This is a genomic window from Kurthia zopfii (genome assembly GCF_003143955.1).
Classification (GTDB): domain Bacteria; phylum Bacillota; class Bacilli; order Bacillales_A; family Planococcaceae; genus Kurthia; species Kurthia zopfii.
In genome coordinates this window covers 15274-39505 of sequence record NZ_QFVS01000030.1, presented here as the reverse complement: position 1 = coordinate 39505, position 24232 = coordinate 15274, and the positions used below count along the sequence as shown (strand labels likewise).

Below are 24232 nucleotides of genomic sequence, written 5' to 3'. Positions count from 1 at the left end.
GCTCGGTCAAATAAGAGAAACCGCTGCAAGTAAAGAAATACACTTGCAAGTACGCTCTATTCCCAAGAAGCTCCCACTTCAAGCGTGAAGAACCGCAAGGTTTAGCTAAGTGGCGAGTAGTTCACTAAATCCTTATATAATTGGTCGCTTGGGATTGTTTCTTGAATCATTTTTTGCTCAAGTAACCATTTTGTTTGCTCATCCCATGCTTCTTTCGTATCTGAAAGGAATGGCTCATCCTTCGTCTCCATATGTTTCAATAAAATATCTAAACTTTGTTCTTCAATCGCTTTCGTTAATGGGAAACTTTCTTTTTCTTGGTTTTCTAGCAATAGATCAAGTGATTCTTCAGGGTGTTTCTTCGTAAAGTCAAAACCTTTTTCAGCTGCTTTTAGGAATGCCGTAACCGTTTCTTGATCTTTGGCAAGCGTCTTATCACCTGCTACAAATACCATCTCACGGCTTTTCGGAACGCCGAATTTTGAAGAATCCATCGTAGCGATTTTGTAACCTTTATGTTCCATAACCGGTAATTCATGATTAATCATACCGCCTGAAATAACATCTACTTTTTTCGTAATTAATGCAGAGACTAACTCAAAGCCAACATCGACTAATTTAACTTTTGATGGATCTCCACCATCATGTTCAACCATAAACTTAATCGTTGCTTCACTTAATGGCGTACCGCTATATCCAACCGTTTTTCCTTCTAAATCTTTCGGACGTTTAATATTTGATTCTTCTAAACTCATTAATTGATTTAATGGTGTACGAACGACTGGACCAACTGATGTAATCGGCACTTGTTCATTCGCTTTTGCTACAATGACATCTTGTTGATAGTAAATACCTAAAGTTGTCTTACCTGCTGCAGTAAGTGTAAGTGGATCAGTTGGGTTTGATGGGAATTGTAATTTTACATCTAAGCCAGCATCTTTAAAGTACCCTTTTTCAATCGCTACGTATAGGAAACTATGAATCGCATTCGGATACCAATCGAGCATTACATTTACTTCTTTTAATTCTTTACCATTTTCGTCTTTTTTCGCTGTTGATGAACATCCACTAAGGATTAACACCGCAATCATCAAAGTCGAAAGCCACTTCATTAATTTCATTAATCTTTCCTCCAAGTAATTAGTTTTTTCTCTGCAATTCGTAAAATAATGACCGAAATAATCGCCATTGCTGAAAGGATGACGATTGGTGCGAACACGCCAGCACCATCAAGCTGTGTCATCATTCGCTTACTGAAGTAACCAAGTCCTGCTTGTGCGCCTAGCCATTCACCAATTGCCGCACCGATAATACTGAGTGGTACTGCTACTTTTAAGGATGTAAATAGTTGCGGTAAAGCAGATGGCATTTGTAACTTCTTGAACACTTGCCATTTTGAAGCGCCGTATGTAAGCATTAATTCTTCAAATTCTCGTTTTGAACTTTTTAAGCCGTCAAATGTATTAATAGCAATTGGGAAAAATGTAATTAATACAGTTACTAGCACTTTACTCCAAATTGTATAGCCGAACCAAAGGACGAAAATCGGTGCTAAAGCTGTAATCGGAACGGTTTGTGAAGCAATTAATAACGGGTAAAAGGCACGTTCCACCCATGAGCTGCTGTTCATAGCAATCGCTAAACCAATCCCAAGTAGTAAAGAAAGTGCCAATCCAATGGCTAATACTTCGGCAGTTGCTGGTAGATGTACCGTAAATAACGCTTCTCTAAACTCCCACATTTTTAATACAATCGCTGTTGGAGAAGGCAAAATATACATTTCATTAATCATTCTTGCAACAATTTCCCACAGTACAAGTAGGATGCCACCTACAATAATGGCAGGAGCGTTTTTCTTCATTATGACCGCCCCTTCTGTAATAGGTGTAATAAGTCGATTTTTAGTTTTTGGATTTCTTCGGAACCGAGGTTTTCTCGAATTCGCGGGTGTTCAAGCGGTACGACCGTCTCATGCATTTGTTGAATCGGCGTTTCCGTCACCGTATAGATTCGATCAGATAAATAAAGTGCCTCATCGACATCATGCGTAATGAAAAGAATCGTTTTATTCAAAGATTTGGCTTGATTGTACAACCAATCTTGCAATTCTATTTTTGTTAACGCATCGAGCGCACTAAACGGTTCATCGAGTAATAAAATATCTTCGGATGCATTCAAAGCTCGAATAAATGACACACGTTGTTTCATACCACCTGATAAATCTCTCGGATAATTATTCGCATAATGATCCAATCCAAATTGTTTCAATAACGCCATGCTTTTCGCTGTTGCATCGGCTTTCGAAACTTTTTTGCATTCCAATGGCAAAGTCGTGTTTTTTAAAATTGTTCGCCAAGGCATTAGCGCATCTCGCTGCGGCATATAGCCAACAAATTCATACTCTTTTCGAATCATTCCTTGTTGTAATTTTTCTAAGCCAGTAATCAAACGAAATAAAGTACTTTTACCACATCCGCTCGGTCCAATTATTGACACAAACTCCCCCTTCTTCACGTATAAATCCAAGCCATCCAAAATGAGCTTGTCATCATAGCGAAAAGACAATTGTTCCAAGCTTAAACTTTCCATAAAAATCCTCCTAAACAATAAAAAACCATTCCTCCGATAAGAGAAATGGCGCTATAAGAAAATAGGGCCACTTCCTTACGCTAGTGTGAACTAGATCAAGTTATAAGGGTCGAGGCTAAACCTCTCTCAGCAAAAATATGCCCCCCTAGTGGTGTTTCGTATTGTATGTATTTTTAACAAAAACAAAAAGCCTCCGCATCTAGACGTCTAGAAACGGAGACTATTATAAGTTGAGTCTGGTTGCTTCCCTACGCTAGTATAAACTAGATCAGGTGATAAGAATGTAAAGCTCACGGCTTCGTCTCAGCTGGCAACACCAGCACTCCTAGCACTTGTATGTTTTTGTTAATGCGAGTATATCATTCCAATTACTATTTCGCAATGACATTTTCATATTATTTTACCAAAGGGGTAAATCTTCCTTTTCAAATTTCATCTTAAAGACAGTTATAATGAAAAATGTTAGGAGGATGAAAATGGCTGAGATGATTGTATAGGTTAAGCTAATATTCAGGAAGTTTCCTAAGAATAAATTCCCCGAGATACTAATATAAATAATAAATGAACTTAAATCGAATGGTCTTTTTGAAATATGAATTTCATTTTGACAATGTGGGCAAATTCGAGCTTTCTTGCTGAACATCATTTGAAATCTACGTTTTGTAGAAATCTGTTGGGCACAGTGTGGGCATGGATTTGATTCGATTTTACGTTTCATAATAAAAACAAATAAAGACATCCCTATGCAAACTGCTGCGACATAATATAAATCGACTTCTTTGTAGTAATTACCAATCATTCCAAACGCGAAGCCGATAATCGCTAAATATTCATAAAGGTCTTTTAACCATTTTTCCGCAGGATGATCTTCAAAGTAAAGCCATTTATCATATAGTTGATAAAGCCAATGGGCAATCGCGATTAAAAAGATAAAGACGAAGAAGTTCGGTAAATTCATAAAGAAAAAAGCAACTGCAAAGATGCTTACCGCAATACATCCGTAATAATAAAGTTTATTTTTATAATCATACTCTTCTTTCTTTTTAATAGTTAAAAGCGAATTTGGGACGACTAGTAAAGTGATGCAAACGATGATTAAAATGATAAATAAGTATAAATTCATTTTTATACCGAAAAATTGTTCCGTTTTTGAAATAGTCATCGGTATTTTCTTCATCATTTCCGTACCGAATTGGTGAATATAGTATTGATCATTGTCTATAAAGAGTGCGAATTTCTTCACTTGATTAGAAGTTTCTTTCAGTTCAAGGTAGTAATATTCCTCCATATTTTCTTCATTAAATTTTTCTTCCTTCGCTTGAGTTAACATCTTTTTAAATTCCGTAATTTTTTGTTCATTTACGCGCTTTACAGAAGAATAATAGGAATCTTCAAGTTCAGTGCCATCCATTCGATCTTCCGTATCAATGTAAGCTGTCGCATGGTGCATCTCTTTATTGCCGGTTCTCACCATATCATTTTTAAAACTATTCATTAGTATGGCTGAAATGAGGAAGAAAAGCGCAACTGCTACAAAAAGAGGAAGCGGATTTTGTTTTCTTTTTCGATGAGATTTATTCAGTTTATCTTTCAATCTTTGCTTTTGTTCAGCAGTCATCTGTTTTTGTTGTAAATCTGATTGTAATTGCTCTTTAAAATTCTTCATCGAAATAGACCTCCTTTAATTGATCTTGAAGTTGCTTTTTCGCACGAGAATGGCGACTTTTCACTGTATTTATATTGAGTGATAAAACATCGCTAATTTCGACTAAAGTCATTTCTTCATAATAGTGTAAAACAATGATTTCTCGGTATTTTTCGTCTAAATCTAATACTGCTTGCAACACTTCACCGTTCTTTTCAGCTTGTAAATGTAAGTAAGAAGGGTCGAAGTGTTTTTCCTCGTCGATTTTCGCTTTGAAAAAGAGGAATTTACGCTTGCGTTTTCTTAAATAATCATAGCTTTTATGTACGGTGATTTTCGTTAAATATGTTTTTAAAGTAGATTCCCCATTAAATCGTTGCTGCGCACTGTAGTAGGACATCAGCACATCTTGAACGATTTCTTCAGCGGCTTCATGTTCTTTACAATAAACATATGCCACGCGGTAACAGTAATCCGCATACTGTTCAACTAGTTCATCAATCGACAATTTCTTCACTCCTTTACCCTATAGTCGTAAGTCATTTCAAAATGGTTTCAAAAAACATAAAAAAGTTGGCAAAATAATTTTGCCAACTTTAAGTTTATACGAATTGTTTGGATTTTTCTTCAAATTTCGCAATTTCTTCTTCATATTGGAAAGTAAGCGAAATCTCGTCCCAACCATTGATCAACATCTTTTTATAATAGGGATCAATTTCGAATGAATACGTTTTGCCCCCTGCTTTCACCGTTTGAGCTTCTAAATGAATGGAAATCGCTAAAGTTTCCTGCTCGCCTTTTTCAAGTAGCTCTTCCACTTGTTTGACCGGAAGAACGATTGGTAAAATGCCATTTTTGAAACAGTTATTATGGAAAATATCCGCAAAACTTGGTGCGATGATGACATGGAAACCATAGTCTAAAATCGCCCACGGTGCGTGTTCCCTAGAAGAACCACAGCCGAAATTATCATGTGCAACAAGTACTGTCGAGCCATCATACTTCGGTTGATTTAAGACAAACTCTTCAATTTTTTCGTGATTTTCATCAAAACGCCAGTGATAAAATACATATTGACCGAATCCAGTACGTTCAATTCGTTTTAAAAATTCTTTTGAAATTATTTGATCTGTATCGACATTTTTACGGTTTAATGGTGTCACAATGCTATCAACAATATTAATCGGTTCCATATAAATCCCTCCTAAACAGGTACATTCATTACTTTACGAACATCAACGAAATGACCAGCAATCGCTGCTGCTGCGGCCATTGGTGGACTTACTAAATGCGTACGTGAACCCGCTCCTTGACGTCCTTCGAAATTACGGTTGGATGTGGAAGCACAGCGCTCACCAGCTGGAACGACATCTTCATTCATCGCTAAACACATCGAACATCCCGACTCACGCCATTCAAAACCAGCGTCGATAAATAGTTGATGCAATCCTTCTGCTTCTGCTTGTTGCTTCACAGAGTAAGAACCTGGAACGACGATCGCTCGTACACCTGGCGCTACTTTTCCACCTTGAATAACTGCTGCTGCTGCACGCAGATCATGCATACGAGAATTCGTACATGAGCCAATGAAGACATGTTGAATTTCAATATCTTCAATCGGTGTTCCTTCTTGTAAATCCATATATTTCAACGCTTTTGATAGCGCTTGACGATCTGATTCATCCGAATAAGCCGATGATGTTGGTACGGTTTTTGAAATACCCGTTCCCATTGAAGGATTCGTTCCCCATGTAACAAATGGTTCAATTTCAGAGCTATCAATTGTTACAGTGCGATCATACGTAGCATCCGCATCTGAAGCAAGTGATTTCCAATACAGAGTTGCTTCTTCAAAAGCTTCTCCTTGTGGTGCGAATTTTCGTCCACGTAAATATTCAACGGTCGTATCATCTGGGCTAATTAATCCTGCTTTTGCTCCTGCTTCAATCGACATATTACAAATTGTCATACGTTCTTCCATCGTCAGTTTTTGAATCGCTTTACCAGTAAATTCTGCGATATGCCCTGTACCAACGTCGATCCCGAATTTTGCGATAATCGCTAAAATGACATCTTTTGCGGTTACGCCAAAGCCAAGTTCACCTGTTACTTCAATTTGAAGTGTTTTTGGTTTTGCTTGCCAAAGTGTTTGAGTAGACATAACATGCTCCACTTCTGAAGTACCAATTCCGAATGCAATTGCACCGAATGCGCCATGTGTTGAAGTATGTGAATCTCCACAAACAATGGTTTTCCCAGGTTGAGTTAAGCCAAGTTGTGGCCCGATGACATGAACAATCCCTTGATCTGGATGGCCCATATCCGCTAGTTCTACGCCGAACTCTTTACAGTTTTCTGCTAATGTATCAATTTGTTTTTTAGCAATTGGGTCATTAATTGTCGGTAGATTTTGAGTTGGCACATTATGATCCATCGTCGCAAAAGTTAAATCTGGACGTCTCAATTTACGATTATTCAAACGTAATCCTTCAAATGCTTGTGGCGATGTTACTTCATGTACTAGATGTAAATCAATATATAATAAATCTGGTTTACCAGCTTCCTCATGTACGATATGTTGTTGCCATACTTTTTCAATTATATTTTTCCCCATCATTTCCACCTCTTTTTAAATAAATGTCATCGATTCGTCTTTTTCATAAGCTGGATCGATTTCAGCTAATACGCGTTCCGTCCACTCATTAGTAGATAACGCTTGAACACCTTTATGCGCCATATCACCTGTGAAATATCCTTTTTCGAATACATTGCTCACTGCCTTTTCAATCGCTTTTGCTTCTTCACTCATGCCAAATGAATATTGTAGTAGCATAGCCGCTGATAGAATTGTCGCTGCTGGATTTGCAATGCCTTTTCCAGCAATTTCAGGTGCAGATCCATGAACTGGTTCATAAAGTCCAAAATTGTCTGAACGCATACTTGCAGATGGTAGTACACCTAATGAACCTGTAATAACAGATGCTTCGTCAGATAAAATATCGCCAAACATATTTTCAGTTACAATGACATCATAGTCTGCAGGAGCGGTAATTAATTTCATCGCAGTTGAATCGACTAAGCTATGCTCAACTGACACGTCTGGATACTGTGCTTTTTTCTCTTCGACAATTTCACGCCATAAACGTGACGTATCAAGAACATTTGCTTTATCAACGGAAGTTAATTTCTTTCTACGTAAACGAGCTAATGTAAAGGCATTATCGACGATTCTTTCAATTTCTGGTCGTGTATATGTTAATGAATCAAACGCTTCATCATCCGTACGGTTACGATCGCCAAAATAAAGGCCACCTGTTAATTCTCGAACGATTAGAAGATCGACATCTTGGACGATTTCTTCTTTTAGTGGCGATGATTTTAACATCGACGGAATCGCTTGAACAGGGCGTAAATTAGAAAATAAATCAAAGTGTTTACGGATACGGAGGAGTCCTTTTTCGGGGCGCAAATCAGATGGATTATTGTCCCATTTTGGACCTCCGACTGCTCCTAATAAAATAGCATCACTTTCTTCACATAATTCAATTGTTTCTGTAGGTAGCGGATCATTATGTTGATCGATTGCTGCACCACCGATTGTTGCATATGCAAAATGAAAGCTATGTTCATATTTTTTTGCTACAGCTTGTAATACTTCAACTGCAGCTGTTACGACTTCTGGACCAATCCCGTCTCCTGGTAATACTGTAATTTTCTTTTCCATCATTATTCCTCCTCAACTAATCGTGCGAAAATAACATACTGTGTATGTAATAAATTGTGAGGAGAATAATCCCCTCACAATCAAGTAAAACTTATTTTGTTACGGCTTCTTTATTCACTTTTTGACCTACGAAAGGCATCATTTCACGAAGTTTTGCACCTACTTCTTCGATTTGGTGATCGCGAACGGCTTGTTTTTTCACAGAGTATTGTGGACGATCATTTTCATTTTCAGCGATCCACTCTTTTGCGAATTTACCGTTTTGAATATCTGTAAGAACGTCTTTCATTGCTGCTTTAGACGCTGCAGTTACAACACGAGGACCTGATACATATTCGCCCCACTCAGCTGTGTCTGAAATTGAGTAGTTCATATTGTCGATTCCACCTTCATACATTAGATCGACAATTAATTTTAATTCATGGAAACATTCGAAATAAGCGATTTCAGGTTGGTAACCTGCTTCAACTAAAGTTTCAAAACCTGCTTTTACAAGTTCAACAGCACCACCGCATAGTACGGCTTGCTCGCCGAATAGATCCGTTTCTGTTTCTTCTTTGAAAGTTGTTTCAAGAACGCCTGCGCGCGCAGCTCCAACACCTTTTGCCCAAGCTAGTGCTAGATCCTTCGCTTGACCTGTCGCATCTTGATAGATTGCGATTAATGCTGGTACACCTGCGCCATTTTGGTACGTACGACGAACTAAATGTCCAGGTCCTTTAGGAGCGATTAAGAAAACATCTACGTCTGCAGGAGGAACGATTTGTTGATAATGGATGTTGAAGCCATGCGCGAATACTAATGCATTACCTGCAACTAGTCCATCTTTAATTTCTGCTTCATACACTTCTTTTTGTTTTTCGTCTGGTAGAAGAACCATGATTACATCTGCTTCTTTTGCTGCTTCCGCAACTGTTTTTACAACTAACCCGTCATTTTTCGCACGGTCTGCTGATCCACCTGGACGAATTCCGATACGAACATCAAACCCTGATTCTTTTAAGTTTAAAGCGTGAGCGTGACCTTGTGAGCCATAGCCGATTACTGCGATTTTCTTACCTTCTAAGATTGATTCATTAATGTCTTGGTTATAATACATAGTTACCATTGTTTTTTCCCCCTAATAGTGTTTGTTTTATTATAAAATCGAAAGATGCGGTGCAGGTTTTACTTGAGCTTCTCGAACAAATGCCGTAACACCGGTTCTCGTTAACTCTTTAATACCATATGGCTTCATAAGTTCGATAAATGCATCGATTTTTTCGGGATCACCGACAATTTGATACGTGACAACATTTTTGCCCATATCAATAATTGATCCTCTGAACGGTTCGACAATTGCATTAATCTCTGCGCGCAAATTCGGTGGAGCTACAACTTTAACGACTGCTAATTCACGCATAACAATTGATTTGTCCGTAATATCATTCACTTTCAGGACATCAATTTGTTTTGAAACTTGTTTGACAAGCTGTTCAATTTTCTGCTCATCATCTACATTCACGATGAATGTCATTTTCGAAATACCTTCTTGCTCCGTGTGGCCAACCGTAATGCTTTCGATATTGAATTGGCGCTTCATTAGCAAGCCAGTGACGCGGTTTAGCACGCCACTTTGATTGATTACCGTTACTGTAATTACTCTTTTCATTCCTTCGTCACTCCAATCATATCCGCGATGCCTCTTCCTGGTGCAACCATTGGCGTTACTAGCTCCAATTGTTTCACTCGAATGTCGATTAACATCGCTTCATCCGAAAGAATTGCTTCACTTAATTGAGATTCTAATTTGTTCACATCATCAATTAAACATCCTTTAATACCGTATGCTTCCGCCAATTTCACGAAATCCGGTTGTACGGGAATTAATGAAGATGAATAGCGCTCCTCGTAAAAAGTTTCCTGCCATTGTCGAACCATCCCTAAGCATGAGTTGTTTAAGATGACAATTTTTACTGGAAGATTGAACTCTTTTAAAAGTGCTAGTTCTTGTAAAGTCATTTGGAAACCAGCATCTCCTACAACTGAAACTACTTTCTTTTCAGGGAAAGCAAATTGCGCTCCGATGGCAGCTGGGAAACCGAATCCCATCGTACCAAGTCCACCGGATGTTACCCATTGTTGATCTTGTTTGAACTTATAATATTGTGCCGTCCACATTTGATGTTGACCAACGTCAGTCGTAACAATCGCTTTTCCTTCCGTTACACGGTTAATTACTTCCAGTGCTTGTTGTGGCAGAATCTCACCATTTGCGGCTTCCGTGTCATACCAAAGCGGATATTTCACGATACATTCGCTTAAATAATCATTCCATTTTGAAGTATCTTGCATCGTAAATTCCTTTGATAGTAATGCTTTCAGCGCTAATTTTGCATCGGCAACAATCGGCACATCCGTCGGTACATTTTTGCCAATTTCAGCTGGATCAATGTCGATATGAACGATTTTAGCGTTTTGTGCAAATTTATCTAATTCACCGGTTAAGCGGTCATCAAATCTTGCGCCAATATTGATTAGTAGGTCACTTTCTGAAATCGCTGTATTCGCTGCAAAAGTACCGTGCATTCCTGCCATGCCAAGGAATTGAGGATGTTCTCCATCAATTGAACCAAGGCCGAGCAATGTATTTACAACTGGAAGATTGTATTTTTCTATAAATTCAGTTAATTCATTAGATGCATCAGCAGCAAGAATTCCAGCTCCAGCTAAAATAAGTGGTTGCTTCGATTGTTCCAATAACGCAATCGCTTTTTTGATTTGTAAAAAGTTCGGTTGATAAGTTGGTTGGTAGCCTGGAAGATTAATCGGTGCATCGTCATCAAATTGATCCGCATCGAATAATGCATTGGCAATATTTTTTGGTACATCGACTAGTACTGGCCCTTTACGACCCGTATTGGCAATATGAAATGCTTCTTTAATGATGCGTGGTAAATCTTGTACATCCTTCACTTGGTAATTATGTTTTGTAATTGGCTGTGTGATGCCTACGATATCTGCTTCTTGGAAAGCGTCCGTCCCTACAACCGTTGTAGCTACTTGGCCCGTGAAGACAACTAGTGGTAATGAATCCATCATCGCATCGGTAATACCTGTCACGAGATTTGTAGCACCTGGTCCAGAGGTTGCAATGACTACGCCCGGCTTACCAGTTACGCGAGCATATCCTTCAGCTGAATGGATCGCCCCTTGTTCATGTCGCGCTAAAATATGTCTAAGTGGATTTCTATAAAGTGCGTCATACAGTGGTAGTACAGCCCCGCCTGGGTAACCAAAAATAATCTCAACACCTTGTTTATGCAGTGCATCAATTAATACATCTGCACCTGACATTTTGGCTTTGGGTGTTTCTTCTGTTGAAGCGTCGTACTTGTTCATTTGTTTTGATTCAGTTGATGCTTGAGCGTTCATCTATTTGTCCTCCTTCAATTTTCAAGTTGTTTATATAAAAAAAGCTTTTTCACCCACGCAAAAGAAAACCTTCACGTAGGGATGAAAAAAGCTTTTCATGGTACCACCCTTATTTGCAGAAAAATCTGCCTCTTGAGATTGAAAAGATCAATCTCTTTACTTAACGAGCACATAAGAATGCGCCCGGGGTTATCTAATGGCATAAGCGTTTAATAACCCACTCCGAGGGGATGTCGACTTTGACTATATTACCGGCTCGCAGCAACCCGGCTCTCTGTAAATATAGGTGTTCAAAATCTTTAACCTCATCAACGATTTGAATATATAATTGTATTATTCGGAATTTTTAGAATTTCATAACGCCACCTGTGGACGCGGATGTTACTAAATGTGAATAGCGAGCAAGCCATCCTTTTTTGATCTTCGGTTCAAATTCTGGTAAATCAACTCTTCTTTGTGCCATTTCTTCTTCTGATAACTCAACATTCATTGTACGATTTGGTAAATCAATTGTGATGATATCGCCGTTATTTACTAAAGCGAGTGGCCCACCTTCAGCTGCTTCTGGAGAAATATGTCCAATGGAAATACCTCTTGATGCGCCTGAAAATCTACCATCTGTAATAAGCGCTACATCTTTTCCTAATCCTCGGCCTTGAATGGCTGAAGTTGGTGCTAACATCTCTGGCATACCAGGTCCGCCTTTAGGTCCTTCATATCGAATGACGACTACATGGCCTTTTTGAACCGTGCCATCATCAATGCGATCCTGTGCTTCTTCCTGTGAGTTGAAGACGATTGCTTCACCTCTGAAAGTTTGAATCGAAGGGTCAACTGCTCCGACTTTGATGACTGCTCCTTGAGGGGCAATATTACCAAAGAGTACGGATAATCCACCGACTTTACTATACGGATCATCTTTCGTACGAATGACTTTCGTGTTTGTTATGCTAGCATCTTTTACATCTTCACGCAATGTTTTACCTGTAACGGTAATGCGGTCGGCTGTAATCGCACCTGGAATCGATGCAAGTTCATTAATAATTGCTGAAATACCACCCGCTAAATGAACATCATGCATGGATACATCTGAAGCTGGCATGATTTTAGCTAAGTATGGAATACGTTTTGCAACTTCATTGATGTCCTCGATATTATAATCGATTTCAGCTTCATGAGCGATTGCAAGTGTATGTAGAACCGTGTTTGTCGAACCACCCATTGCCATATCAAGTGCGAATGCATCATCAATCGCCTCTTTTGTCACAATGTCACGTGGTTTAATGTCTTTTTTGACCATTTCGATTAAATGAACAGCCGCTTGTTTGATCAATTTATAACGTTCTTCAGATGTTGCAACAATCGTCGCGTTACCTGGAACTGTTAAGCCTAAAATCTCCATAAGTGAGTTCATTGAGTTCGCTGTGAACATACCTGAACATGATCCACATGTAGGACATGCATTTTCTTCGATATCGAGTAATTTTTCAGCCGTCATATTCCCTGCTTTAAAAGCACCTACACCTTCAAATACGGATGTTAATGATAATGCTTCACCCTCAGATGAAACGCCTGCTTCCATTGGTCCACCTGTTACGACAATCGATGGAACATTCGTCCGTACAGCCGCCATAAGCATCCCCGGTGTGATTTTGTCACAGTTTGGAATGTAGAATACACCGTCAAACCAATGCGCATTAATAACAGTTTCAGCTGAATCGGCAATTAATTCGCGACTCGGTAATGAATAGCGCATACCGATATGTCCCATTGCAATGCCGTCATCTACGCCGATTGTATTGAATTCAAATGGAATACCACCTGCTTCAATAATCGCTTTTTTGACTAATGCTCCGAATTCTTGTAAATGTTTATGCCCTGGAATGATATCGATGTATGAGTTACATACACCGATAAAAGGCTTGTCTAAATCCTTTGTCTTAATTCCAGTTGCATACAGTAAACTTCGGTGTGGCGCTCTGTCCACACCCACTTTGATCATATCACTTCGCATAATGACACCGCCTATTTCTAGTTGATTATTCGTAAACCTTTGTACCATCTGTTTCCACGATTTCTCGGAAACCAGCTAAAATTTTATTCGTAATTGTCCCTGGAATTCCAGTTCCGATTTGTCTGCCGTCTACTTCAATGACCGCAATTACTTCAGCAGCAGTTCCTGTTAAAAATACCTCATCCGCTACATAAACATCATGTCGCGTGAAGACACCCTCTTTTGCGTCATAGCCCTTTTTACACGCTACTTCGAGAACCGCATTACGTGTAATCCCCTCTAAAGCACCAATATAGCCTGGAGGAGTAATTAACTCGTTGCCTTTGACGATGAAAATATTGTCCGCAGAACCTTCAGCTACATAGCCGTCCGTATTCATCATGAGAGCTTCTGGAACTCCCGCAAGATTGGCTTCGATTTTGACAAGTACATTGTTCAAGTAATTTAAAGATTTCGTTTTAGGACTAATAACATCCGAACGATTTCTTCGACTTGAAGCAGATACAATTTTGATGCCCGTCTCGTATAATTCTGGCGGGAATAAATTCAATGGCTCTGCGATGACAATGACACTCGCGTTTTTACAAGCGAATGGATCAATTCCTAAATCGCCTACGCCACGTGTTACGACGAGTCGAATATAGGCACTTTGCAATTCGTTTGCGCGAATCGTCTTCAATACGATTTCAGTTATTTCTTCTATAGTATAAGGAATCGTTAAGAGAATTGACTTCGCTGATTCATATAAGCGAATGAGATGTTCTTTTAAACGGAAGACATTTCCGTTGTAGACACGAATACCTTCGAATATACCATCTCCATATAATAAACCGTGGTCATATACTGAAATTTTCGCATCTTCCTTCTTTACAAGTTGTCCGTCTAAAAAAATTAGTTGTTCTGTCATTTTCCTCACTTCGCTTTCCCTCTATGATCCGTTCAACGACATTCACATTTGCGAATTCGTTTTTCTAAATTGTTACTATCATAGAGCGTATTTTGGTCTTCGTCAATGCTATTTTTAAAATTGTTAAACAATTCTAAATAATTACTCTTTATTGAATACGCTTTCATCCTTATATCTGCTCGTATTGAATGAAATTTACTATTTTTATTTTTTTGAAAACTTTAATAATTCGAATAATTCTCCTCAACTTTGGCAGTGTCGTATGGAAGTTCTCTATGATCAAAGAAATAATTGTTTAAAATAATTTGTCATAAAAACATTCGCTGGATCAAATTCATCTCGAATTTTTGTGAAAGATTCAAAATGAGGGTATTTTGTATACAAATCTTCCTTCGTTAATCTATTCATTTTTCCTAAATGCGGTCTTGCGCCATATTTCTCCATCGTTTGATGCGCCCATTTAAAATACGATTCATGATCCATCCCTTTATACATATGAAATGCAAAAAATGCGCTATTTTTCCCTTGTGTTGGACTTAAAAAGCCAGCTTCCCCACTTGCTACACGGATTTCGATTGGAAAATGCACTCTGAATGGTTGTGATTTCAACACATAATGAATTTCTTCAAGTGCTTCTTCAAAACGCTCTACAGGGATGGCATACTCCATTTCTAAAAACTTCACTTTGCGTGGTGAAGGGAAAATATCATAGCTATAGGCTTCTTTAACACCTGTTGGTACAGCAGAAGCGGACAGTTTACTGACATACTTCGTCGCTTTCGGCATGACTCGGCATCCACGTGATAATAGTTGGAAAACCGTATTCTCCATGAAATCATCCGTCCATTTTTGGAATTTGCTACTTTTCATTTCAGGTTTCGGAATGAGATCCATCGTTTTGAGTTGCAGCTTTTCTTGTCCAGGAAAGTAAAACCATTCCGCGTGACGATGTTCATTCATAATAGTCGATGCATTCATTAACGTATCTAACAATGAAATATGCTCGGATGAATAGCGTAGTGCATACAATGGTAGCGCTTGAAACGTCACTTGCACGACGACACCAAGCAAACCAAGTGAAATATGCAATGCTTCGGAAAGATCGTCCTGTCCTCTCGTAATTTCTCGATAAACACCTTTGCCGTCAATAATGCCCCATTTGACGACTTGATTCGAAATAGAACTAAGCTTCAATCCAGTACCATGCGTACCTGTTGAGATCGCGCCTGCGATTGTTTGCTCCGCAATATCCCCCATATTTTCAAGTGCCATGCCATATGAAGCGAGTTTCGGGCCAATTTCATGCAAATAAGTCCCTGCCCAAAATGTCGCTTGCTGCTGCTTCATGTCTACGGATACTAATCCCCGCATTTGATGCAAGCTCATGGCATGCTGTTCTGGCTTGGCAATGGGGCTAAATGAATGTGCTGCCCCAACTACGCGCAAATTTTCTTCTTTCATGTGTAATGAGTGAATAATTGTAGAAATTTCATCGATTGATTTAGGTTCATGAAATAATAAGTTTGAAGCTACTTCATTTTGCGACCAATTCGAATAAGTCCCTGTTCTCAATTTTTCTACAGAAAGCATTTTCCATCACCCCTATACGTTTTAAAACTCCCCTTGTATTTACCTAATCGAACGAGATGAATTTCATTGAAACGCTCACATAATTCTCCTGATTTTGCATGTCGAAAATAAATGTTATCGCCAATTGAATAAGTGGATTTCGAACTTGTCATTTTCAGTGGCGTCTGTACTTCTCCAGCACCTTCCGTACTATAGAATTGTAAGTTAGGGCTGACGATGACAGGTAAGCGATCGAGATCTGCAGTGCCTGAAGCTAAATAACCTCCACCGTGACAAACGATTGTGTCTTCCATCGGTTTACGCGTTACACGAAGCGCAAACCCTGCTGCCGGTTTGAGCTTGGAATCACGATAATAATCAAAAAGGGCTGGTTTAAAATAGCCCGAACCAATCGTGACTTCCGTTACTTCATCTGACTGTGCCGTATATTCAATGCTCCCAGTTCCCCCACCATTGACAAACTCAACTGATAAACCACTCTTTTTCAAATGAATGGCAACTTGTTTTCGAAATCTCATAATTTTGTTTTTCGACCTTTTTTGCAAAGATCGAATAATCATACCTTTAAAGGAGCTGCTCGGATTATTTCCTACACCTGCAATTTGTGCTTCGTAGCCCATTAATCCTGCGATTTTTAAATTTTTCATTGCTGTTAGTTGCTCAATTAAAAGGTCGAATTGTTCAATTGTTTGTATTGATGATCTTCTCGTTCCGAAATAGAGGAAGGGTGTTGGTAATGATAAATTCAAATCAACACAAATTTTCAAATGAACTTCTTCCGATGATGCGATTTTATTCAACCAGCCCGCTTGTTCAAGATGATCTACCATAAACGTAATATCTTTCCCATTTTTGACATGCTGGCAAAGTTCGCGAACTGCTCCTTCTTCTAAAGTCGGATAGCCTAGTAGGAAATGATCTAAGCCATTTTCCGCTAAGAAAACTGTTTCTTCCGCCGTAAAAGTCATCCAACCCGTAAAACACGGAACATTTTCACTCAAATATTTCAGCATTTCTAATGAACGGATACTTTTTGTCGCGATGCGCACTCTCTTTTGCTTTGATTGTAATGAGAGCGTCGTAATATTGCGATCTAATTCTCCCAAGTCTACCCAAGCAAACGGGTGTTGAAGATCTTTAAAAGCTTGATTCAATTGATTCAATGCATTCTCCCCCTAATACCAACTAATAGACAAAATTTACAAAAAAATACTCCTCTACTTGAGAATAAAGAAATTTCGGAAATTTCTCAAGTAAAGGAGTGTCTCGTTTTAATTTTCATATGTTATTAATGAAATTCAAAGAAATCAACTGCGAAATTCAACAGAAATACTGTATGAATCACTAAGAAGATAACCGCCTGTTTGTTGTATTTTTTAGTTTCTAAAAATTCCATTATAAAAACCACCTTTCAATTTTTTTCTATTATAATCCTATTTTTTCAAAAAGCAAATCAATATGTCTGAATTGTGACAACTTTTTTTATTTGAACTACATTGCGTTATTTAGTAAAGTGAAGATACAAATAAAAGGAGGTGATTTTCTTGAAACAAGCATTAATTATTATTGATTACACGAATGATTTTGTCGCATCAGATGGCGCATTAACTTGTGATTTTGCTGGGCAAATACTAGAGAAATCAATCGCAGAGAAAATCCAAGAGTTCTTTAATAAGAAACAACTCATCATTTTTGCCAATGACTTGCATAAAGAAAATGATCCTTATCACCCTGAAACAAAGCTATTCCCACCTCATAATATTGAAAATACAGAAGGTCGAAAACTATTCGGTAAAATCCAAAATATTTATGATCAAATCAATCATTTGGATGAAGTGATTACACTGGATAAGACGCGCTATAGTGCATTTACAGGTACAAGGCTCGAATTGATTTTGCGAGAAAGACAGATCGATGAGATTTTCTTAGTGGGCGTATGTACGGATATTTGTATTTTGCATACAGCAGTTGATGCATATAATCTAGGTTTCAAAACGACCATTTTCAAAGATTGTGTCGGTAGCTTTAATGAAGCAGGACATGATTGGGCATTGACGCATTTTGAAAATACACTCGGCTTTGCTGTGAAGTAGACGGCTCAAAGTGTACAACAAAATAAGGGACTATTACTGAAAAACAGTAGTAGTCCCTTTTGTATTAGAAATCTAATGGCATATGAACCGCTTTACGCGAGTCCATCGTTGTTAAGAATGAGATGACTGGGCGTAAATGTTGTTTTAACACATACCAACCTTCGTCATAAAGTTGTTGTGAAGCTGCTTCTTCATCAATTGTATCTTCCATGTCGATTGTGAAGTAACCGCTAATTGTAATCTCGATGTGACGGCTATATTGTAAGTCGATTAAGTCGATATGACCTAGAACTTGCGCATTTTCTTTATCTTCAGAGAAGCCGATTTTAACGTCTTTCACTAAGTGGTACTCGTCCTCATCATCAATTTCAACTTCATTTACTTTTAATAACTCAAGTAATTCAGGTTCTTGTAATAATTTGAACTTTAAATCAAAAATATCAAAGTCGTGAAATTCTATAATTTTCAAAGTTAATCATCCTTCCAATGTGTATACCTTATATTATAACAAAATTACACTTTTTTTCGAGTAATATCCTATTGAATCGGCTTTTTCTTTTGAAGCATTGCTGCAAGGATAAATGCAATTACAGCCAATACTAATGCTCCGATGTAAACCGCTACTGAACCATCTGTAATAATGCCTTTGATCGTCGCAATATCTGCATCAGAGAAGATGGAGCGGTCTAATGCGCCATTTAATTGAACTTCCCCTTTATCTAAATCTCTAAGCGCTTTCGCCGTAATAAAGTTGAAGATGACGCCGAACATCGCTGCCCCAACAGATTGACTAAATGTATTCGTAAATGAATTTAGGCCGATTGAGATGCCCATTTCATCTTTTTTCGCAGCCGCTTGCACCGTAATAATTAGTAAAGGCGCAATTAATCCCATCCCTAAACCGATTAAAGCTGTACTGATCGATACATAGATTGAAGATGAATCTTGCTGAAGGAACGCTAACATCGCTGTTCCTGCTACTAAGAATGACGTACCGATTTGAATAATTGTTTTATTCGCTATTTTGCCAACGAGTGAACCGATCGCAATTGCACTGACCGTCCACATGACTGAAAGTGGCGCAATCATCAGCCCAGCCTTCGTCGCGTTATGCCCAATAACTGATTGTCCGTAGATTGGAATGTATACTGATACACTAATAACAATCGACATTATGACAAAAGTTAGGCCGTTTACGACATTTAGTCGCTTATTTTTAAATAGTGACAGTGGAATAATTGGTTCGCTCGCTCTTTTTTCAGTACGAATGAACAGTAATCCACCAATGACTACGACAATATAGCAAATGATTTGAAGTGGCGCATTCCAAATCCCGGTATTACTTCCTTCAATAATTGACAGTAGTAATGCCACTGTCGTAATGACGAATAACCCTGCACCAAGAAAATCAATTTTATGTTTTGTAATCGTAACGGATTCTTTATAATATTTGGCGATCATTAATAATGAGCCAAGTCCGAACGGTACATTTAATAGGAAAATGTAATGCCATGAAAGTTGATCGACTAGGAATCCACCAATTAGTGGCCCAATAACACCCGACACACCCCAAACCATGGCGATATAACCCTGCCCTTTCGCACGCGCTTTTTCCGTATTGAAAATTTCACTTACCATCGTCAAAGTAATTGGTAAAATCGAACCTGCACCAATACCTTGAATCGCTCTAAATACAATAAGCATAATCATCGATTGCGCTAATCCACTTAATAGTGAACCGACAACGAAAATCGATATACCAATGATGATCATTTTTTTGCGCCCGAAAAGATCGGCTAATTTACCGAAAATAATCGTCGCAATTGCTGCAGATAGTAAATAAGCTGAATAAATCCAACTAATTAGTTCTACGCCCGACAAATCCGCTGTAATACTTGGAATGGCTGTCGCAACAATCGTTCCTTCGATCGCAGCTAATGCAGTCGCCAAAAGCACTGCTATAAATACTTTATTCATTTTTTCCTCCATTCACAAAACTTTCATTTGTTTTGTTATTATATCACGATTATATGAACATCTATATGCAATTGTGTAACCTTCTTTTGTCAATGATTATTGAAGATTTGTTAAAAATACGTTATGATAACAAACAATATATTTTATAAACATAAAAAAGGCGGTGCCCAATCATGTGGGAAGATTTTAAAAAATTCGCGTTCAAGGGTAATGTACTTGATCTAGCAGTCGGTGTAATCATCGGGGCTGCATTCGGTAAAATTGTTTCTTCTTTAGTTACAAACATCATTACACCAATAATCGCATTAATATTCGGTTCAGAAGCTAAATTTGAAGATTTAACTTTCTTAGGTATTCAATATGGCGCATTCATTCAAAGCGTATTTGATTTCTTCGTAATTGCTGCTTCGATTTTCTTATTCATCCGAATCATTTCGAAATTGAATTTTAAAAAACAACAAGAAGAAGTTGTTGAAGAAGTTCCTGAATCAACTGATGACGTGTTAAAAGACATTCGTGACCTATTACGCGAACAATCAAAACAAGAAACTAAATAGTAATTGAGCAGTGGAACTTCATGTTTCACTGTTTTTTTATACGATTTATTTAATAATGTTAAAAAATACTTTAATTTTATTAAGTTTTATGATATATTTTATTTAGGAATAATTAAACAAAAGAAGGTGAAGCAATTGGATAAGAAAGATATTCCGAAATGGCTTTTAGCATTGGAGCAGGAAGATTTAGCATTTATTAAAAAATTCGTCATACATTCAGGCTCCTTAAAAGAGGTAGCGAAATTATACGAAGTGTCCTATCCGACTGTGCGCGTAAAGCTCGATCGATTAATTCAAAAAATTGAAGCGAATGATCAAGAAGATCAAAGTGATTTCGTACAATTCATAAAACAATTGTCGATTGATGATCGCATTGAATTAGAGGAAGCGAAATTAATTATTGAAAAGTATAAAGCTGAAAGGAATGATGGTTAATGTTTGGACTTGGAGGATTTTATGATGTGCTAATCGTAGCGGGTTTTCTAGCTTTACAATATTTCTTTGCGACACGTAGACATTTTTTATGGGGTGCTATTTTACCAATCGTCTTTATTGGTTGGAGAATTTATATGGTGTCGACGAATGATAGTAATCTATTAGTGAATGGCGTTATTACAATCGTCGGTTTACTATTCCTATTAGTAGAATGGAAATCTGGTCGAGATGCTGTAAAGAAAAAAATTGAAAAAGAACTAAATAAAATGCAAAGTCATGATTTGAAGTAACAAAAAGACCACTATCTCGGTAGTGGTCTTTTCTTATTTATACAGAGAAATCAAATTCAATTTTTTCTGCGGTTAATTTTAAACGCGCAGAGAATGTCGAACCTTTCTTCGATTTAAAGCCTTTAATCGGTTTCGTAATGCCTTTTTCACAAAGATCCTTCACTTGCGCTGCAGATAATTTCTTGCTCGCAATTTTTTTAGAAATCGAGAATTTACAGCCGTCTTTATATGCGGAGCAACCATAGAAATTCTGACGTTCAAGTAACTCGCCTTTATGACAAGATGGACATTGCGCAATCGGACCCGTTACTTTTGGAGTTGATAATTCAGCCGCAGATGTAATATCCGTATCTGCAATAATTTTCGGCGATGCCTCAATTAAATGATTCAGGAATTTTTCGATATTTTGTAAAAATGCCTCCTGCGTCCCTGTTCCCGCTGATATTTTACGTAAGTATGTTTCCCATTTCGCTGTCATAACTGGACTCGCAAGTAATGAACCCGAAATTGCTTGGCATAGCACTTTCCCTTTTTCAGTAATGGAAACGATGTTTTTTGTCACGTCGATGTATTCATGGCGTTTAATCGTTTCGATAATACCTGCACGTGTCGCTTCTGTTCCGATCCCTTCAACTTCTTTCAAAATATCACTTTCAGCATCGTCCTCGATGAACTTCCCACAGGTTTTCATCATTTGAACGAGTTGACCTTCTGTGAAAGGCTTCGGCGGTTGTGTCGTCCCTTGATGAATTTGGACAATCGCATCCACATCTTCCCCTTGTTCAACTAATGGCAATGGTGGCGCTTCATTTTTCTTCTCTTTCGGTGCTGGCCATAATTGTTGGAAACCTCGATCCAGCTCGACTTTACCAATTGTTTTAAAAGGTAATTTATTCACTTCAGTAATGATTTTCGTTTCTTCATATAAGTAATCTCTGTGGAACATCGCAAGTGTTGTGCGCACGACTTCTGCGTAAATATTTTTCTCCATTAACGATAATCCTGCTAGTTTTTGCTCTGATGGAATGGATTTAGTCGGAATGATGGCATAGTGCTCCTCTACTTTTCCCGCATCGACGTACCTTTTGCTTGGACTTAATGAAGCCGGTTCAAATGGTTTTTTCATTAATTGCTGATAATCTGTTAATTTGTTTTTTAAATAACTAAACTCAGCTGGTGTAATAAATTGGCAATCTGAACGTGGATATGAAATCATTTTTTTCTCATAAAGGTTTTGCGCCACTTCTAACACTTTTGCTGGACTATATTTCCAAATCTTATTTGCCTTCTGCTGTAAAGTTGATAATGAATGCAATTTCGGTGGTAAGATTTTCTTCGGTTTTTTCTCAACAGATGTAATCAATGCGGGTATTTTTTGCTTTTCAGTAATATTCATCTTTTGAAGTAAGGCGATTGCTTCTTCAAATTTAGCTGATTTAAAGTCCGCTTTTCCTGAATAAGAACCCATGCGAGAATGGAATTCCCCTTTTAACTCATAAAAGTTTTCAGGTTGAAAGTTTTCTATCTCTAAAAAACGCTCGTAAATCATATATACTGTCGGCGATTGAACTCGGCCTACTGACATTGTTTCATTCAAACCTTTTTCCTTTAACAACATCGTGAAAAGGCGACTGGCGTTCATACCGACTAGCCAATCACTTATTTGACGCGTTTGTGCTTCTATATAAAGGCGATAATCTTGCTCATTATCTCGCAATGCTTCGAATCCTTTACGAATTTCGTCGGATTCCAATGAGTTGATCCATAATCGTTGGATTGGTTTTGACTTCACGCGTGTTTGTCGCAAAATGGAATAGAATATATTAGACCCTTCGCGATCGACATCACATGCGTTAATTAATAAATCCGCATCTTTGAAAAGTGCCTTAACCGCTTGGAATTGATCCCACTTTCCTTTTGCTACTTTGAATTCATATTTTTCTGGAATCATCGGCAGTACTTTTAAACTCCAGCGTTTCCACTCTGGCTGGTATTCAGCTGGTTGCTTTAATTCAACAAGATGGCCGACACCCCATGTAATCGTTGCACCATCTGGAAAAGTCGATGATGGTTGTAATTCTATATAATGTTTATTCTTTTTTGCTATTTTGAATGCTTCAGCATATGCTTTTGCCTGCGATGGCTTTTCAGCTAGGATCACGACATTTGCCATTACCGAACCACACTCCTCTATTTATAGATTTCAGTTATTATTACATTATATCATTTCTTCCAGAGTTCATCGCTTTTGAAAAAAAATTGCTAGATTTTTCAAAAATACGTTTTAATTATGCATATTAAGTGCATAGAATAGTATTTAGGCAATATAATATGGTTGAAAGGTACAGAATGGGAAAGTTTACATACTTCCCCACCATTTTATCTTTATAGGAGGTTTATTATGAAAAAGTTTAGTACATTTACATTAATTACAGGTCTTATTTTCATTGGAGTAGGTATTTTCTTCTTATTCTATCCTGATAATGCGTTAAAAACAGTTATTAAAATCGCAGCGATCCTTGCCATTGTAAAAGGTATTTTCGATTTACTGCGCTTCTTCCGATTAAATAGTCAAACTGGTAAAAAAGATTACGGTTTAATTTTCTCGGGTGTTTTAATTTTAGTGCTAGGGATTATTTTATTCTTCAATACAACAATCGGTACTTTAATTACGGGTATTCTGTTCGCAATTTGGTTCTTCTTTGAATCAATTGGTACATTACTAACACTAAGATTCTTTAATCAAAAAAGTGGATTCGCGTATTATTTACTACTGATCTTAACTGTTTTCGCATTGATCATGAGTATTCTAATGTTCGCATTACCATTCCAAGCAGCACTTAGCTTCACACTAATTACTGGTTTATACTTCGTTTTCCAAGGGATTGTCCTTGCGATCATCTCATTGAAGTTTAAATCTTGGTTCACTGTAAAATAAACGAAAGAGCCTAGCATCGAGTTTGACTTCGACGCTAGGCTCTTTTATTCTTATTTGCT

General features: G+C 37.8%; 23 protein-coding genes and 2 riboswitches. Of the genes, 5 read left to right on the top strand and 18 right to left on the bottom strand.

Annotated features, from left to right (window positions below; genetic code table 11):
• Positions 1 to 101 precede the first annotated feature (101 nt).
• From DF281_RS10810 to DF281_RS10740, 15 genes are all read right to left on the bottom strand, one after another.
• Complete coding sequence (locus tag DF281_RS10810; RefSeq protein WP_109350275.1) at positions 102 to 1121, bottom strand: ABC transporter substrate-binding protein; 1020 nt, start codon at positions 1119 to 1121, stop codon at positions 102 to 104.
• Complete coding sequence (locus tag DF281_RS10805; protein WP_109350274.1) at positions 1121 to 1861, bottom strand: ABC transporter permease; 741 nt, start codon at positions 1859 to 1861, stop codon at positions 1121 to 1123. The genes DF281_RS10810 and DF281_RS10805 overlap by 1 nt, the downstream gene beginning before the upstream one ends.
• The gene (locus tag DF281_RS10800) at positions 1861 to 2589 is read right to left on the bottom strand and encodes an ABC transporter ATP-binding protein (RefSeq protein WP_109350273.1); all 729 of its coding nucleotides are present in this window, start codon (positions 2587 to 2589) and stop codon (positions 1861 to 1863) included. Before DF281_RS10800 ends, DF281_RS10805 begins: the two co-directional genes overlap by 1 nt.
• A gap of 55 nt (positions 2590 to 2644) precedes the next feature.
• A riboswitch (TPP riboswitch) is annotated at positions 2645 to 2746 on the bottom strand.
• A 71-nt stretch (positions 2747 to 2817) separates the two neighbouring features.
• Positions 2818 to 2926, bottom strand: a riboswitch (TPP riboswitch).
• Between the two features lie 63 nt (positions 2927 to 2989).
• Entirely contained in the window at positions 2990 to 4255 is a 1266-nt protein-coding gene (locus DF281_RS10795) for a hypothetical protein (RefSeq protein WP_109350272.1), read from the bottom strand.
• Positions 4242 to 4742: an RNA polymerase sigma factor gene (locus DF281_RS10790; protein ID WP_166636123.1), complete on the bottom strand. Its 501-nt coding sequence runs from the start codon at positions 4740 to 4742 to the stop codon at positions 4242 to 4244. Before DF281_RS10790 ends, DF281_RS10795 begins: the two co-directional genes overlap by 14 nt.
• A 94-nt stretch (positions 4743 to 4836) precedes the next feature.
• Positions 4837 to 5427: a 3-isopropylmalate dehydratase small subunit gene (gene leuD, locus DF281_RS10785; RefSeq protein ID WP_109350270.1), complete on the bottom strand. Its 591-nt coding sequence runs from the start codon at positions 5425 to 5427 to the stop codon at positions 4837 to 4839.
• A gap of 11 nt (positions 5428 to 5438) precedes the next feature.
• Positions 5439 to 6848, bottom strand: a complete 1410-nt coding sequence (gene leuC, locus DF281_RS10780) for a 3-isopropylmalate dehydratase large subunit (protein WP_109350269.1) — start codon at positions 6846 to 6848, stop codon at positions 5439 to 5441.
• A 15-nt stretch (positions 6849 to 6863) separates the two neighbouring features.
• Complete coding sequence (leuB, locus tag DF281_RS10775; protein WP_109350268.1) at positions 6864 to 7958, bottom strand: 3-isopropylmalate dehydrogenase; 1095 nt, start codon at positions 7956 to 7958, stop codon at positions 6864 to 6866.
• Positions 7959 to 8049: 91 nt separating this feature from the next.
• Positions 8050 to 9066, bottom strand: a complete 1017-nt coding sequence (gene ilvC / locus DF281_RS10770; protein ID WP_109350267.1) for a ketol-acid reductoisomerase — start codon at positions 9064 to 9066, stop codon at positions 8050 to 8052.
• 30 nt (positions 9067 to 9096) lie between these two features.
• Positions 9097 to 9609 (bottom strand): acetolactate synthase small subunit, encoded by a 513-nt coding sequence (gene ilvN / locus DF281_RS10765; RefSeq protein WP_109350266.1) that lies wholly within the window; start codon positions 9607 to 9609, stop codon positions 9097 to 9099.
• The gene (ilvB, locus tag DF281_RS10760) at positions 9606 to 11372 is read right to left on the bottom strand and encodes a biosynthetic-type acetolactate synthase large subunit (RefSeq protein ID WP_109350265.1); all 1767 of its coding nucleotides are present in this window, start codon (positions 11370 to 11372) and stop codon (positions 9606 to 9608) included. Before ilvB ends, ilvN begins: the two co-directional genes overlap by 4 nt.
• Before the next feature lie 346 nt (positions 11373 to 11718).
• Entirely contained in the window at positions 11719 to 13386 is a 1668-nt protein-coding gene (gene ilvD, locus DF281_RS10755; protein ID WP_109350264.1) for a dihydroxy-acid dehydratase, read from the bottom strand.
• A gap of 25 nt (positions 13387 to 13411) precedes the next feature.
• Positions 13412 to 14293 carry a branched-chain-amino-acid transaminase gene (ilvE, locus tag DF281_RS10750; RefSeq protein ID WP_109350263.1) on the bottom strand — a complete coding sequence of 294 codons (882 nt, stop codon included), beginning with the start codon at positions 14291 to 14293 and terminating at the stop codon, positions 13412 to 13414.
• Positions 14294 to 14572: 279 nt separating this feature from the next.
• On the bottom strand, positions 14573 to 15883 hold the full coding sequence (locus DF281_RS10745) for a D-arabinono-1,4-lactone oxidase (RefSeq protein ID WP_109350262.1): 1311 nt from the start codon (positions 15881 to 15883) through the stop codon (positions 14573 to 14575).
• Positions 15871 to 17046, bottom strand: coding sequence for an alanine racemase (locus DF281_RS10740; protein ID WP_240605546.1), 1176 nt, complete (start codon positions 17044 to 17046; stop codon positions 15871 to 15873). Before DF281_RS10740 ends, DF281_RS10745 begins: the two co-directional genes overlap by 13 nt.
• 381 nt (positions 17047 to 17427) lie before the next feature.
• Here DF281_RS10740 and DF281_RS10735 point away from each other — a divergent pair, with 381 nt between their 5' ends.
• Positions 17428 to 17976 (top strand): cysteine hydrolase family protein, encoded by a 549-nt coding sequence (locus DF281_RS10735; RefSeq protein ID WP_109350261.1) that lies wholly within the window; start codon positions 17428 to 17430, stop codon positions 17974 to 17976.
• A gap of 64 nt (positions 17977 to 18040) precedes the next feature.
• On the opposite strand, the gene DF281_RS10730 is transcribed toward DF281_RS10735, so the two are convergent.
• Together DF281_RS10730 and DF281_RS10725 are read right to left on the bottom strand one after the other, a co-directional pair.
• Positions 18041 to 18445 carry a hypothetical protein gene (locus DF281_RS10730; RefSeq protein ID WP_109350260.1) on the bottom strand — a complete coding sequence of 135 codons (405 nt, stop codon included), beginning with the start codon at positions 18443 to 18445 and terminating at the stop codon, positions 18041 to 18043.
• A 68-nt stretch (positions 18446 to 18513) separates the two neighbouring features.
• Entirely contained in the window at positions 18514 to 19953 is a 1440-nt protein-coding gene (locus tag DF281_RS10725; protein WP_109350259.1) for an MFS transporter, read from the bottom strand.
• 173 nt (positions 19954 to 20126) lie between these two features.
• Here DF281_RS10725 and mscL point away from each other — a divergent pair, with 173 nt between their 5' ends.
• The 3 genes from mscL to DF281_RS10710 all read left to right on the top strand — a co-directional run bounded on the left by mscL (position 20127) and on the right by DF281_RS10710 (position 21235).
• A complete protein-coding gene (gene mscL / locus DF281_RS10720) occupies positions 20127 to 20510 on the top strand; it encodes a large conductance mechanosensitive channel protein MscL (protein ID WP_109350258.1) in 384 nt (127 codons plus the stop codon).
• Positions 20511 to 20645: 135 nt separating this feature from the next.
• Positions 20646 to 20945, top strand: a complete 300-nt coding sequence (locus DF281_RS10715; protein WP_109350257.1) for a DUF2089 family protein — start codon at positions 20646 to 20648, stop codon at positions 20943 to 20945.
• The gene (locus DF281_RS10710; RefSeq protein WP_109350256.1) at positions 20945 to 21235 is read left to right on the top strand and encodes a hypothetical protein; all 291 of its coding nucleotides are present in this window, start codon (positions 20945 to 20947) and stop codon (positions 21233 to 21235) included. The genes DF281_RS10715 and DF281_RS10710 overlap by 1 nt, the downstream gene beginning before the upstream one ends.
• A gap of 37 nt (positions 21236 to 21272) precedes the next feature.
• On the opposite strand, the gene DF281_RS10705 is transcribed toward DF281_RS10710, so the two are convergent.
• Positions 21273 to 23408 (bottom strand): type IA DNA topoisomerase, encoded by a 2136-nt coding sequence (locus DF281_RS10705; RefSeq protein ID WP_109350255.1) that lies wholly within the window; start codon positions 23406 to 23408, stop codon positions 21273 to 21275.
• 228 nt (positions 23409 to 23636) lie between these two features.
• Here DF281_RS10705 and DF281_RS10700 point away from each other — a divergent pair, with 228 nt between their 5' ends.
• Positions 23637 to 24173: an HdeD family acid-resistance protein gene (locus DF281_RS10700; protein WP_109350254.1), complete on the top strand. Its 537-nt coding sequence runs from the start codon at positions 23637 to 23639 to the stop codon at positions 24171 to 24173.
• Positions 24174 to 24232 lie beyond the last annotated feature (59 nt).

Bases quoted from the DNA above. Each gene is read 5' to 3' on its own strand.
- DF281_RS10810 (WP_109350275.1), bottom strand. From the start codon at position 1,121: ATGAAATTAATGAAGTGGCTTTCGACTTTGATGATTGCGGTGTTAATC.
- DF281_RS10805 (WP_109350274.1), bottom strand. From the start codon at position 1,861: ATGAAGAAAAACGCTCCTGCCATTATTGTAGGTGGCATCCTACTTGTA.
- DF281_RS10800 (WP_109350273.1), bottom strand. From the start codon at position 2,589: ATGGAAAGTTTAAGCTTGGAACAATTGTCTTTTCGCTATGATGACAAG.
- DF281_RS10795 (WP_109350272.1), bottom strand. From the start codon at position 4,255: ATGAAGAATTTTAAAGAGCAATTACAATCAGATTTACAACAAAAACAG.
- leuD (WP_109350270.1), bottom strand. From the start codon at position 5,427: ATGGAACCGATTAATATTGTTGATAGCATTGTGACACCATTAAACCGT.
- leuC (WP_109350269.1), bottom strand. From the start codon at position 6,848: ATGGGGAAAAATATAATTGAAAAAGTATGGCAACAACATATCGTACAT.
- leuB (WP_109350268.1), bottom strand. From the start codon at position 7,958: ATGGAAAAGAAAATTACAGTATTACCAGGAGACGGGATTGGTCCAGAA.
- ilvC (WP_109350267.1), bottom strand. From the start codon at position 9,066: ATGGTAACTATGTATTATAACCAAGACATTAATGAATCAATCTTAGAA.
- ilvN (WP_109350266.1), bottom strand. From the start codon at position 9,609: ATGAAAAGAGTAATTACAGTAACGGTAATCAATCAAAGTGGCGTGCTA.
- ilvB (WP_109350265.1), bottom strand. From the start codon at position 11,372: ATGAACGCTCAAGCATCAACTGAATCAAAACAAATGAACAAGTACGAC.
- ilvD (WP_109350264.1), bottom strand. From the start codon at position 13,386: ATGCGAAGTGATATGATCAAAGTGGGTGTGGACAGAGCGCCACACCGA.
- ilvE (WP_109350263.1), bottom strand. From the start codon at position 14,293: ATGACAGAACAACTAATTTTTTTAGACGGACAACTTGTAAAGAAGGAA.
- DF281_RS10745 (WP_109350262.1), bottom strand. From the start codon at position 15,883: ATGCTTTCTGTAGAAAAATTGAGAACAGGGACTTATTCGAATTGGTCG.
- DF281_RS10725 (WP_109350259.1), bottom strand. From the start codon at position 19,953: ATGAATAAAGTATTTATAGCAGTGCTTTTGGCGACTGCATTAGCTGCG.
- mscL (WP_109350258.1), top strand. From the start codon at position 20,127: ATGTGGGAAGATTTTAAAAAATTCGCGTTCAAGGGTAATGTACTTGAT.
- DF281_RS10710 (WP_109350256.1), top strand. From the start codon at position 20,945: ATGTTTGGACTTGGAGGATTTTATGATGTGCTAATCGTAGCGGGTTTT.
- DF281_RS10705 (WP_109350255.1), bottom strand. From the start codon at position 23,408: ATGGCAAATGTCGTGATCCTAGCTGAAAAGCCATCGCAGGCAAAAGCA.
- DF281_RS10700 (WP_109350254.1), top strand. From the start codon at position 23,637: ATGAAAAAGTTTAGTACATTTACATTAATTACAGGTCTTATTTTCATT.